Below are 13014 nucleotides of genomic sequence, written 5' to 3'. Positions count from 1 at the left end.
TTGTTCCGCCAGGAGCATCGCTGGGTAGCTACGTGCGGACGGGATAAGTGCTGAAAGCATCTAAGCATGAAGCCCCCTCCGAGATGAGATTTCCCTTTGAGCAATCAAGAAAGACCCCTCAGAGACGATGAGGTAGATAGGTCATGGGTGGAAGCACGGCGACGTGTGGAGCTGAATGATACTAATCGGTCGAGGCTTTGATCTAGAAACGGTTTGAACTTGATGAGTCTTCAGTTTTCAGGGAACAATCCCTTGTCTGGTGGCGATAGCGAAGCGGCCACACCCGTTCCCATGCCGAACACGGAAGTTAAGCGCTTCAGCGCCGAAAGTAGTTGGGGGTCTCCCCCTGTGAGGATAGGACGTTGCCAGGCCATATGAAGGACGACCAAGCACATGCTTGGTCGTCTTTTCTTTTGAGCGACGACGCATTTGCGTCGTCGCTTTTCGTTTGCCTTTTTTTAAATCAGTGATAGAATAAAAACAAAAGTCAAAGATGGTCAGAGGGTGGTGGAGATGAGAAACATATCTGATGTAATCGAACAGTATTTGAAGCAAGTGCTGAAGGAAAGTCAGGCAGAAGCGATTGAAATCAAACGACAAGATATCGCGAAACGTTTTGAATGTGTTCCGTCTCAAATCAACTATGTCATCAATACACGTTTTACGGTCGAAAAAGGCTACCTTGTAGAAAGTAAGCGAGGTGGGGGCGGTTATATTCGAATTCGTCGTGTCATTCTTCATGAGAAACAAGACTTGCTGACGAGTTTAATGGACATTTTACAAGACCATCCTCGCCTGACGGAACAACTTGTTGAAAACATTTTGATCCGTTTATTTGAAGAAGGTATGTTGAGCGAGCGGGATGTCCGTTTACTGTACCACTTGTTGTCCGACGAAACGCTCGGCTTGAACGCCGACGACCGCTATCTGATTCGAAGACAGCAGCTACTCGCCTTGATGAAGTTACTTAGTTATCACTGACGGAGGCTTAAGACATGTTATGCGAACGGTGTAAACGGCGTCCTGCCGTCAATGAAGTCGTTATGTTGGAAAACGGGGTCCCAGTCGAACGAAAACTATGTCGGAACTGTACAGTCGAAGTGATGGCCGGTTACGTTCCTGTCGTGAAGCGGTGTCCAACTTGCCAGATGACACAGAGCGAGGTGACGCACCTAAGAAAAGCGGGCTGCGCCTCATGCTACACAGTTTTCCGTGAAGAGTTGATTAAAATGACACGTCAGTACCAGCAAGGGCATGACCATCATGTCGGTTCGGTACCTGACGCGTTACGCACACCGGATGAGCGAATCGGCGAACGTCTTGTAAAGTTAGCAGGGGAGTTAGAACGGGCCGTCGAACAAGAAGATTATGAACGAGCGGCACGAATCAAAAAAGAAATGACGCAACTGAAAGGGCAAGGTGAGGCGTGATGGAGACATTCCTCAAACATCCACTCGGTCCAAAAATGAAAGAACGGGCCAAGCTTGATGATCTTGTCATCTCGACACGAATTCGTTTGGCACGCAATTTAAAAGACACCGTCTTTTCTCCGACATTGTCTCAAGAAGGACAGCGACAGCTATGCGAACGCATCGAGACGGCCTTGGGCGGCTTACAAGGCTTTGAATATCTGCATATGCGCGCCTATGATCAAGTGACGCGGCAAGCTCTCGTCGAAAAGCATTTGATCAGCCCGACGATTGCGGAAAAAGATGAGAGTGCTGTTTTCCTGAGTGAAGACGAGACGATTAGCGTGTTGATTAACGAAGAAGATCATTTGCGCATCCAAACGTTGCTTCCCGGCTATCAAGTCCAAGAAGCGTTCGAACTTGCGAAACGAGTCGACGCGCTTTGTGGCGAGTCGCTCCCATACGCTTTCGATGAAGAGCTAGGCTATTTGACGACGTGTCCGAGCAACATCGGTACCGGACTTCGCGCATCGGTCATGCTGCACCTGCCGGGTCTGACGTTAACGGGACGAATAACTCCTATATTAGTAGAACTTCGCAAACTCGGATACACGATTCGAGGACGTTACGGAGAAGGCAGTGACGCAGCCGGGCGTTTGTTCCAGTTATCGAATCAACGGACGCTTGGCAGCGATGAATCGCAGCTGTTATCTGATTTTATGGAAATTACAGAACAAATCGTCCACGCGGAACGTCAAGCCCGAGAACAGCTCCTAGCCAGTAACCAAGATGAATTGGAAGATCAGTTTTATCGTTCTTACGGGATTTTACGGTATTCCAAATTATTGTCGTCGACAGAGGCGATTGAACGGTTATCCGATTTACATTTAGCGAGTGACCTCGGTATTTTGTCCGACTGGAGTCCACCGCAGTTTCATGATTTGATCGTCCGCCTACAATCAGGTTTCCTACAAAAACATTTCGGGAAAACATTATCTACGAAAGAACGAGATCGCGAACGAGCGACTCTCGTACGTCGAACGTTAGATCATGGTTTAGTTTGATCCAACTTTAAGGAGGTTTTGTCAATGATGTTTGGTCGATTTACAGAACGAGCTCAGCGCGTATTAGCTTTAGCACAAGAGGAAGCGGTACGACTTGGCCATCATAATATTGGTACGGAACATATCTTGCTCGGACTTGTCCGTGAAGGTGAAGGGATTGCTGCCAAAGCGTTGTTCGCTCTCGGTCTAACTTCTGAGAAGATTCAACAAGAAGTCGAGGCGTTGATTGGCCGTGGTTCTGAGAACGGGTCGACAATCCACTACACGCCGCGTGCGAAAAAAGTAATCGAGCTCTCGATGGATGAAGCCCGTAAACTCGGTCATTCTTACGTCGGGACAGAGCATATTTTACTCGGATTGATTCGTGAAGGCGAAGGCGTCGCTGCCCGCGTCTTGAACAACCTTGGTATCAGCTTGACGAAAGCACGGCAACAAGTGCTTCAACTTCTCGGGAACACGGAATCGTCGTCAAACGCATCACAACCAGGCACGAGCGCTGCGACACCGACACTTGATGGCTTGGCCCGCGACTTGACGCAACAAGCCCGTGAGTCACGTCTCGACCCTGTTATCGGCCGTGCCGGTGAAATCCAACGGGTCATCGAAGTGTTGTCTCGCCGGACGAAGAACAACCCGGTCTTGATTGGAGAGCCAGGCGTCGGTAAGACGGCAGTTGTCGAAGGACTCGCGCAACAGATCATCAATAATGAAGTGCCGGAGACGCTTCGCAACAAACGCGTCATGGTGCTCGACATGGGTACGCTCGTCGCGGGAACGAAATACCGCGGTGAATTTGAAGACCGATTGAAAAAAGTCATGGACGAGATTCGCCAGGCCGGCAACGTCATTCTCTTCATCGACGAGTTACACACGTTGATTGGGGCGGGTGGAGCCGAAGGGGCGATCGATGCCTCGAACATCTTGAAACCGTCGCTCGCGCGAGGGGAGCTCCAATGTATCGGTGCAACAACGCTTGACGAGTACCGGAAATACATTGAGAAGGATGCCGCACTCGAACGCCGCTTCCAACCGATTCAAGTGAATGAGCCGACGACGGACCAGGCTGAACAGATCTTGTTTGGTTTGCGTGACCGCTATGAGGCTCACCACCGTGTCACAATTACGGATGAGGCGATTCATGAAGCGGTTGTCTTATCTGACCGCTATATTTCGGACCGGTTCCTTCCAGATAAAGCGATCGACCTCGTCGACGAAGCGGCTTCGAAAGTTCGCCTCCGTTCATTCACGGCGCCGCCGAACTTAAAAGAGCTTGAAGCACGTCTCGAATCGATCCGTAAAGAAAAAGATGCGGCCGTCCAGAGCCAAGAGTTTGAAAAAGCGGCTTCGCTTCGTGATACAGAACAGAAGCTTCGCGATGAACTCGAGCATCTCAAATCAGAATGGCAGAACAAGCAAGGCAATGAAAAGCTTGAAGTGACGAAAGAAGACATCGCTCAAGTCGTCGCAAGCTGGACGGGTGTGCCGGTGACAAAAATTGCCGAAGAGGAGACAGACCGTCTCCTCAAGCTCGAGTCGATCTTACACGGTCGGGTCATCGGTCAAGATGAAGCCGTCAAATCAATCTCACGGGCGATCCGTCGGGCCCGGGCCGGACTGAAAGATCCGAAACGTCCGATCGGTTCATTCGTTTTCCTCGGACCGACCGGTGTCGGGAAAACGGAACTAGCGCGTGCTGTCGCTGAGGCGCTCTTCGGTGACGAGGATGCGATCATCCGAATCGACATGTCGGAGTATATGGAAAAACATGCGACGAGCCGTCTCGTCGGATCACCTCCAGGGTATGTCGGATACGAAGAAGGCGGTCAGTTGACGGAGAAAGTCCGTCGTAAGCCATACTCGGTCATCTTGCTTGATGAGATTGAGAAAGCTCACCCTGAAGTGTTCAACATTTTGCTCCAAGTGCTCGATGACGGGCGTCTGACCGACTCGAAAGGTCGTACGGTCGACTTCCGCAACACGGTCATCATCATGACGTCAAACGTCGGTGCGGCCGCACTTAAACGGAACAAATATGTCGGTTTCACCGTCGAAGATGACGTGAAACGTGAATATACGGAAATGAAAGATAAAGTCATGGAAGAATTGAAGAAAGCGTTCCGGCCTGAGTTCTTGAACCGGATCGACGAGATCACCGTCTTCCATTCGCTTCAAAAAGAGCATATCCAAGAAATCGTCAAACTTATGGCGAAGACGCTCACAGACCGACTTGGCGAGCAAGGCATCGATTTCACTTTGACAGAATCGGCGCTTGAGAAGATTGCCGTCGTCGGCTATGACCCTGAGTACGGGGCTCGTCCGCTCCGCCGTGCGCTCCAGCGCGAGGTGGAAGACCGACTCTCAGAATCGATGCTCAGCGGGGAGATCACGAAAGGCAGTAAAGTGGCTCTCGATGTTCAAGACGGTGAATTCATCGTCCGCAACGAAGGTGTCGTCCAGTAAATACGGAGCTCCCTCTCTCTTGTGAGGGGGCTTTTTTAGACAGAAGGGAATAACATGGCAAAAATTAAAACGAAGTACGTATGTCAGTCTTGTGGCTATGAATCCGCAAAATGGATGGGTCGTTGTCCGGGATGTAACGAGTGGAACACGCTCGTCGAAGAATTTGTTGAAGAAAAGAAAGCGAAACGGGGAGCTGCGTTCGTCCATAGCTCGTCGCGACAACTGAAGCCAGAGCGTCTTTCAGACGTCGTTTCCCAAGAAGAAACACGTGTGCATACGAACAGTCAAGAGTTCGACCGGGTGCTCGGGGGCGGAATTGTCCCGGGCTCGCTTGTCCTCGTCGGTGGGGACCCGGGGATCGGGAAGTCGACAATTCTCCTGCAAGTGAGTGCACATCTCGCCCATAGCGGTCGGAAAGTGCTATATATTTCTGGGGAAGAATCGTTGAAGCAGACAAAGCTGCGCGCGGAACGACTCGGATTGCCGACACAGGATTTATACGTTCTCGCCGAGACGGACATGCTCATGATCGAACGGGTCATCGATGAAGAGGAACCTGGGTTCGTCATTATCGACTCGATTCAGACGGTATACATGGATGAAATCCAATCGGCGCCAGGCAGCGTCGCCCAAGTGCGGGAATGTACGGCTGCGCTGATGAAAATTGCCAAGACACGAGGGGTCGCCGTCTTTATCGTCGGCCACGTGACGAAGCAAGGATCGATTGCCGGACCGCGTCTGCTCGAGCATATGGTGGATGCTGTTCTGTATTTTGAAGGAGAACGTCACCACACGTTCCGGATTTTACGGGCCGTCAAAAACCGGTTCGGTTCGACGAACGAGATTGGAATATTCGAGATGAAAGAAGGCGGTCTTGAGGAAGTGCTCAATCCGTCAGAGATTTTCCTCGAAGAACGGACGGCGGGCGTCTCAGGCTCGACGGTCGTCGCGTCGATGGAAGGGACACGGACGGTACTCGTTGAGCTGCAAGCACTCATTTCCCCGACGTCGTTCGGGAACCCGCGCCGGATGGCAACGGGAATCGACCAAAACCGGGTCGCTCTTCTTATGGCCGTGCTGGAGAAACGTTCGGGTCTCTTGCTTCAAACGCAAGACGCTTATTTGAAGGCGGCGGGCGGGGTCAAGCTCGATGAACCGGCGATCGATTTGGCGATTTGTATTTCCATCGCCTCGAGTTTCCGGGACCGTCCGACTCGTCCGACCGATGTCTGCATCGGCGAGGTCGGATTGACCGGAGAAGTGCGCCGTGTGTCACGGATTGAGCAACGTGTCGCGGAAGCGGCCAAGCTCGGTTTCACGCGTGCGATTATTCCGAAGAATAACCTAGGGGGCTGGACCGCCCCGCCTGGTATCGACGTGGTCGGTGTCAGTACTGTCGATGAAGCGCTCCAACTTGCCATCCCGTTCTGACGGGGCGCTTCCGGCAGTTTTTAACGCTTTGTAACGAACGGATTTAAAAGAACCGTGTTACAATATAAGTGTTATTTTTTTGAAATTTTAATTCAATAGAAGGAGGTGGAATGAGTGAAGATTGCAGTGCGACTCGGATTTATTTTGATTGGACTCGTCGTCGGATGGTTTGGCATGATTGAAGCGATGGTGCTTCTTGATGACCTCGGTGTCAGCGTGCCGGCATGGTTGACGATTCCTTACGTTGCTAGTTTGATTGGTGGACTTATCTTCTTCATTCTCAGTTTATTTTTGACCGATGTGATCGTCAAATTTATCCGTTTTGTCGAAGAACGGCTCGTCCGTTTACCGGTCGGCGATATTTTATTCGGCTCGATCGGATTGATCATCGGTTTATTGATTGCCTTTTTGATCAGTGTATCGCTTGAGGTCACAGGCATCTTCTTACTCAGTAAGATTGTACCGATTTTTGTGACTGCCTTGTTCGGTTACTTTGGATTCGCCGTTGGTTACCGGAAGCGGAACGAATGGATCAAGTTGTTCGTGAAAAGTGAACGGGACAAGCCGGAAGCGGAACCGTTACGCCGCTCGAACGACAAGATATTAGATACGAGCGTGATCATCGATGGTCGGATCGCCGATATTTCGAAGACCGGATTCATCGAAGGGACGCTCATCGTTCCTCAGTTCGTCATCGGAGAGTTGCAGTACATCGCCGACTCGTCGGATACGCTTAAACGGAATCGAGGCCGACGCGGTCTGGATATTTTAAAAGAGCTCCAAAACAACGATCGAATCGAGGTCGAGATTTACGATGGTGACTTTGAAGACGTAGCCGAAGTCGATATTAAATTGATCAAGCTCGCCGAGTTAAAGAAAGGCATTGTCGTGACGAACGATTACAACTTGAATAAAGTGTGTGAAGTCCGAAACGTACCGGTGCTCAACATTAATGATTTGGCCAACTCGGTCAAACAGATCGTCATTCCCGGAGAAGAGATGGTCGTGACGGTCATCAAAGAAGGGAAAGAACAAAACCAAGGGGTCGCTTACCTCGAAGACGGGACGATGGTCGTTGTCGAAGGCGGACGCAAGCTCATCTCGAAGACGCTCCCTGTCGTCGTGACGAGCGTACTCCAAACATCCGCGGGCCGAATGATTTTTGCTCGCCCTGAATAAGTATGAAAAAAGAGACGCATCAGCGCTCTCTTTTTTCACGAAGAGAGGTGAACGTGATGGTACGTTACACGGTCGTCATCCCGGCTGCCGGGAAAGGCAAACGTATGGGAGCCGATGAGAACAAGTTGATGTTGTCGCTCCAAGGAAAACCGATCATCGTCTGGACCGTCGAGGCGTTTGCGAGAGACACATGGTGTGAACAGATTGTTCTGGCGATTCGTCCGGAAGAAGAAGCCTGGTTCGCGCATGAGTTACGTCACGTCCCGACGCCGATTACGTACGTGGCAGGCGGGGAAGAACGGCAACAGAGCGTTCGAGCCGGTTTACAGACAATCGACACGGACGGAGTTGTGTTGATCCATGACGGGGCCCGGCCGTTCGTTCGAATCAGTCAGTTGCATCAAGTAGCGGAAGCGGCTCAGACGAAAGGGGCCATTTTAGCCGTTCCTGTGAAAGATACGGTGAAACAAGTGACCGCGGGGACGATTACGCAAACTGTTCCCCGTGAGACGCTTTGGCTCGCTCAGACACCGCAAGCGTTTCCTGTGGCTGACATCCGGGCGATTCATGACCAGGCAGAATCATCCCGATTCATCGGGACTGATGATGCGAGCTTGTTCGAGTGGTCAGGTAAAGAAGTCACCGTCATTCCAGGTGACTATCACAACATAAAAATGACGACCCCTGAGGATTTGTTGTTCGGGGAAGCGATCTTGACGAAGGAGGACTATCGATGAGAATCGGACAAGGTTTTGATGTACATGCGTTCGCAGAAGGGCGCCCGCTTATATTAGGAGGGATCGAGATTCCCCACGACCGCGGTTTGCTTGGACACTCGGATGCCGACGTGTTACTTCACACCATCGCAGATGCGGCGCTCGGTGCCATCGCGGCAGGGGATATCGGCAAACACTTCCCGGATACGGATCCCGATTTTAAAGATGCAGACTCGAAAGTGTTGCTCCAACACGTATGGCAACTCGTCAAGGCAGAAGGGTATGTGCTCGGCAACGTAGACGCGACCGTTATGGCGGAACGGCCGAAGCTCCGGACGTATATCGATGACATGCGCGCGGTCATCGCCGAACTGCTTGAAGCTGATATTAGCCAAGTGAACGTGAAAGCGACGACGACGGAACGGTTAGGTTTCACGGGACGTGAAGAAGGAATCGCCGCCCAGGCGGTCATCTTGCTCAACCGTGCTTGAAAAAAGTGGTATACTATTTGGGCAGAAGAGAAGAAAGGTGGAAATATTATGAGTGAAGTGCGTGTACGCTATGCGCCAAGTCCGACGGGTCACCTTCATATCGGGAACGCCCGGACCGCGCTATTTAACTATTTATATGCTCGCCACGCAGGCGGGAAAATGATTCTTCGGATCGAGGACACGGATCAAAAACGAAACGTCGAGAACGGTGTCGAAAGTCAGATGAAGTACTTGGAATGGCTCGGTATCGAGTGGGATGAAGGTCCAGGTCGCGATGGCGATTACGGTCCATATTTCCAAATGGAACGACTCGATCTCTACAATAAACACGTGAACGAGTTGATGGACAAAGGGCTCGCTTATAAATGCTACATGACGTCAGAAGAACTCGAAGCGGAGCGCGAGGCACAGATCGCACGCGGTGAAGCACCACGCTACTCGGGAGCACATCGCGACTTGAGCGACGCTGAGCGCTCGGCGTTTGAAGCCGAAGGACGGAAGCCGTCGATTCGGATTCGAGTGCCAGAACAGGTTACGTACAAATGGACAGACGTTGTCAAAGGCGACGTTTCGTTCGAGTCGAAAGACTTCGGAGACTGGGTCATCGTCAAGCAAGACGGAATCCCGACGTACAACTTTGCCGTCGTCGTCGATGACTACTTGATGAAAATCAGCCACGTGTTGCGCGGGGATGACCATATCGCGAACACACCGAAACAGATGATGGTATACGATGCACTCGGATGGGAGTATCCGACGTTCGGTCACATGACATTGATCTATAACGAGAACCATAAGAAGCTCTCGAAACGTGATGAGTCGATCATCCAGTTCATCGAACAATATGCAGACCTCGGATATCTCCCTGGTGCGCTCTTCAACTTCATCTCGCTTCTCGGTTGGTCTCCAGTCGGTGAAGAGGAAATCTTCACGAAAGAAGCGTTTATCGACATGTTCGACGCGGGCCGTCTATCGAAGAGTCCGGCCGTATTCGACCAGCATAAGCTCGCTTGGATCAACAGTGTCTACATGAAGCAGGCTTCGCTTGACGAAGTGGTGGCACTCAGTTTACCATTCTTACAAGAAGCAGGACGATTGCCTGAAGCCTTGTCAATGGAAGAGGCGGACTGGGCCACAGCGCTCATCGCTCTTTATAAAGAACAAATGACACACGGTGCCGAAATTGTACCGTTGACAGACTTGTTCTTTAAAGACGAGGTCGAGTATGACGAGGCGGCGAACGCGGTGCTTGCCGGTGAAGCGGTGCCGGCTGTACTCGCCGAGTTCAAAACGCAGCTCGAGGCGATTGAGGACTTCACACCGGAAGCTGTCAAAGCGGCTACGAAGGCCACTCAAAAAGCTACTGGGCAAAAAGGAAAGAACTTGTTCATGCCAATCCGTGTCGCCACGACCGGACAAACACATGGACCAGAACTTCCAAACGCGATTGCGCTGATTGGCAAAGAGCGTGTGTTGGCACGTCTCACAACATTATTAGCTTAAAGGCAACGATGAGGAAAGTAAGCGGGTTGACACTTGTCAGAGACTAGAACCTAGGCTGGAAGTTCTAGAAGCGTCCCCCGTCGAAGTGCACCTCGGAGCCGTTCCGGCGATATGTAGTCGGGACCGCGACTCGGCGTTAACGAGACTTGAGAGGGGAACTTTCCCAAACAGAGTGGAACCGCGCTTACGGCGTCTCTGTGCCTTGGCACAGGGGCGTCTTTGTTTTTGATATGGAAAAGGAGAACAATTATGGGATTTTGGAAAAGTGTGAGCGCCGACATCCGGAACGTGCTCGAACTCGATCCGGCTGCCCGCTCAAAAGCAGAAGTCGTATTGACGTATCCAGGCCTCCATGCCTTATGGTCGCATCGGATCGCGCATGGGTTGTGGACTCGCAATATTAAACTATTGGCTAAAATGATTGCCCAGACGAGTCGCTGGGTGACCGGGATTGAGATTCATCCGGGTGCCATCATCGGCGAAGGTGTCTTTATCGACCACGGATTCGGGATCGTCATCGGGGAGACGGCCATCATCGGCAACAACGTCACCATCTATCAAGGCGTGACGCTCGGCGGAACCGGCAAAGAAAAAGGGAAGCGGCATCCGACCATCGGGAACGATGTGCTCATCTCGGCCGGCGCGAAAGTGCTCGGTAATATCACGATAGGCGATTGCGTCAAAATCGGGGCCAGTTCGGTCGTCTTAAAAGATGTCCCATCAGACTCGACCGTCGTCGGAATCCCTGGACGTGTCGTCATCCGCAACGGGGAGCGGGTCAAACAGCACGACCTCGACCATCGCTTACCGGACCCGGATCGTGAATGCCAAGAGCGGTTAGAGAACGCCGTGGCTGATTTGGAACGTAAGTTAGCATTACTCGAGAAACAGATGGAGGAGAAGTCACATGATTCAGTTTTACAACAGCCTCACGAATAAGAAAGAACCGTTCAACCCGATCGTTCCTGGGAAAGTGTCCATGTACGTATGCGGACCGACCGTCTATAATTATATTCACGTCGGAAACGCCCGTCCGGCCATCGCATTCGACACGGTACGCCGCTATTTGACATACCGAGGCTACGACGTGAAGTACGTCCTCAACTTTACCGATGTGGATGATAAGATCATCCGTACGGCGAATGAGCTCGGTGAAGATGTCGGAACGCTGACGAACCGCTATATCGACGCTTATTTGGCGGATACGGGTGCGTTGAACGTCTTGCCAGCGGACGTGCATCCACGTGTCACCGACACGATGGAGGAAATCATCGACTTTATCCGTAACTTAGAGGATGAAGGCTACGCCTACGCGTCAGAAGGCGATGTCTATTTCCGGACGCGTAAGTTTGAAGAGTATGGCAAGCTCAGCCAACAGTCGATTGAAGACCTTCGGGCCGGGTCACGTGTTGACGTCGGGGAGAAGAAGGAAGACCCGCTCGACTTCGTGCTCTGGAAAGCGGCTAAACCAGATGAGCCGGCTTGGGACAGCCCTTGGGGACAAGGACGCCCCGGCTGGCATATCGAATGCTCGGCCATGGCGAAGAAGCACCTCGGCAAAACGATCGACATTCACGCAGGCGGGCATGACCTCAAATTCCCGCACCACGAGAATGAGATTGCGCAGTCTGAGGCGTGCAACCATACGAAGTTTGCGAACTACTGGCTCCACAACGGCTTCATCAACATCGAGAACGAGAAGATGTCGAAATCACTCGGGAATTTCCTGCTCGTCCACGAGGCGTTAAAAGAAGTCGACGCAATGGTGCTCCGTTTCTTCATGTTATCGGTCCACTACCGTCATCCGATCAACTATAGCCGCGAGCTGATCAATCAGGCCGCGAACGGATGGGACCGGATCAAGGAAGCGTACCATAACGTCGAATACCGTCTGTCGGTCACGGCCGGTCTCGTTGAACCGAGCGAGGCGATGGAGCGAAAACTTGCGACGGTGAAAGCAGCATTTATCGAAGCGATGGATGATGATATCAACACGGCGAACGCCGTGACAGTATTGTTTGATTTAGCAAAAGAGGCAAACATCTACGCCAAAGCAGACCATGTCTCGAAAGATACGCTCGAGCAAGTGCTCGACTTGTTCAAGGAATTGACGGGCGTGCTCGGGTTGACGATTGAAGTGGAAACAGAACTACTCGACGCCGAGATCGATCAGTTGATTCTCGAGCGGAATACGGCCCGAGCAGAGCGTAACTTTGCCCGTGCCGACGAGATCCGTGACTTGTTGAAACAACAGAACATCCAGCTCGAAGATACGGCGCAAGGCGTACGGTGGAAACGGTCATGACGAATGCGAATCAACTAAACGCGCTCGCCCTCGCTTATATGGGCGACGCAGTGTATGAGATGGCGGTACGAAAACGACTGCTCGGCAAAGGGTTGACGCGACCGAACGACCTCCATCGCGGGGCCGTCCGTTACGTGAACGCAACCGCGCAAGCGAGCGTCGTCACCCACTGGTTAGAGACGGGTATCTTGAGCGAGGACGAGACAGCGATCGTCCGGCGCGGTAAAAATGCGAAATCAGGGTCGATCCCGAAACGCACCGACGTCCACACGTACCGCTACTCGACAGCTTTTGAGGCATTGATCGGCTACACATATCTAATAGAAAGAAGGGATCGTCTTGAAGAACTCATCGAACAGGCACTCACATGGCTCGAAACCGAGCAACCCGAAACGACATGACGGAGGACGAGCGAACGACAAGCGTTCGTTCGACCGTCCAAGAGGCGAACGGGGC

At 51.9% G+C, this 13014-nt stretch carries 12 protein-coding genes, 2 rRNA genes and 1 other annotated feature; all 14 genes read left to right on the top strand.

The annotated features are described in order from the left end of the window. A 23S ribosomal RNA gene (locus tag BJU60_RS13155) occupies positions 1-205 on the top strand; the annotation flags it as partial. Positions 206-255: 50 nt separating this feature from the next. Continuing rightward, positions 256-371: ribosomal RNA gene (rrf, locus tag BJU60_RS13150) — 5S ribosomal RNA — on the top strand. Positions 372-513: 142 nt separating this feature from the next. Next, on the top strand, positions 514-981 hold the full coding sequence (locus BJU60_RS13145) for a CtsR family transcriptional regulator (protein ID WP_070329265.1): 468 nt from the start codon (positions 514-516) through the stop codon (positions 979-981). A gap of 14 nt (positions 982-995) precedes the next feature. Further along, entirely contained in the window at positions 996-1430 is a 435-nt protein-coding gene (locus BJU60_RS13140) for a UvrB/UvrC motif-containing protein (RefSeq protein WP_070329264.1), read from the top strand. Continuing rightward, positions 1430-2473 (top strand): protein arginine kinase, encoded by a 1044-nt coding sequence (locus BJU60_RS13135; RefSeq protein ID WP_070329263.1) that lies wholly within the window; start codon positions 1430-1432, stop codon positions 2471-2473. The genes BJU60_RS13140 and BJU60_RS13135 overlap by 1 nt, the downstream gene beginning before the upstream one ends. Before the next feature lie 24 nt (positions 2474-2497). Next, positions 2498-4933 (top strand): ATP-dependent protease ATP-binding subunit ClpC, encoded by a 2436-nt coding sequence (clpC, locus tag BJU60_RS13130; protein WP_070329262.1) that lies wholly within the window; start codon positions 2498-2500, stop codon positions 4931-4933. Positions 4934-4987: 54 nt separating this feature from the next. After that, positions 4988-6364 carry a DNA repair protein RadA gene (gene radA, locus BJU60_RS13125; protein WP_070329261.1) on the top strand — a complete coding sequence of 459 codons (1377 nt, stop codon included), beginning with the start codon at positions 4988-4990 and terminating at the stop codon, positions 6362-6364. A gap of 114 nt (positions 6365-6478) precedes the next feature. Beyond that, complete coding sequence (locus BJU60_RS13120) at positions 6479-7543, top strand: PIN/TRAM domain-containing protein (RefSeq protein ID WP_070329260.1); 1065 nt, start codon at positions 6479-6481, stop codon at positions 7541-7543. 56 nt (positions 7544-7599) lie between these two features. Further along, on the top strand, positions 7600-8280 hold the full coding sequence (gene ispD / locus BJU60_RS13115; protein ID WP_167615748.1) for a 2-C-methyl-D-erythritol 4-phosphate cytidylyltransferase: 681 nt from the start codon (positions 7600-7602) through the stop codon (positions 8278-8280). Next, positions 8277-8750 (top strand): 2-C-methyl-D-erythritol 2,4-cyclodiphosphate synthase, encoded by a 474-nt coding sequence (gene ispF, locus BJU60_RS13110; RefSeq protein WP_070329258.1) that lies wholly within the window; start codon positions 8277-8279, stop codon positions 8748-8750. Before ispD ends, ispF begins: the two co-directional genes overlap by 4 nt. Positions 8751-8795: 45 nt before the next feature. Next, complete coding sequence (gene gltX, locus BJU60_RS13105) at positions 8796-10253, top strand: glutamate--tRNA ligase (protein ID WP_174545522.1); 1458 nt, start codon at positions 8796-8798, stop codon at positions 10251-10253. Continuing rightward, positions 10250-10453: a binding site (T-box leader), on the top strand. (Overlaps the previous gene by 4 nt.) Before the next feature lie 49 nt (positions 10454-10502). Further along, positions 10503-11192: a serine O-acetyltransferase gene (gene cysE, locus BJU60_RS13100; RefSeq protein WP_070329256.1), complete on the top strand. Its 690-nt coding sequence runs from the start codon at positions 10503-10505 to the stop codon at positions 11190-11192. Next, positions 11161-12558 (top strand): cysteine--tRNA ligase, encoded by a 1398-nt coding sequence (gene cysS / locus BJU60_RS13095; protein ID WP_070329255.1) that lies wholly within the window; start codon positions 11161-11163, stop codon positions 12556-12558. The genes cysE and cysS overlap by 32 nt, the downstream gene beginning before the upstream one ends. Beyond that, positions 12555-12959 (top strand): Mini-ribonuclease 3, encoded by a 405-nt coding sequence (locus tag BJU60_RS13090; protein ID WP_035386102.1) that lies wholly within the window; start codon positions 12555-12557, stop codon positions 12957-12959. The genes cysS and BJU60_RS13090 overlap by 4 nt, the downstream gene beginning before the upstream one ends. The last annotated feature ends 55 nt before the right edge of the window (positions 12960-13014 follow it).

The sequence above is a fragment of the Exiguobacterium aurantiacum genome (assembly GCF_001766415.1).
GTDB lineage: Bacteria > Bacillota > Bacilli > Exiguobacteriales > Exiguobacteriaceae > Exiguobacterium > Exiguobacterium aurantiacum_A.
This window is presented reverse-complemented; position numbering and strand designations above follow the sequence as displayed.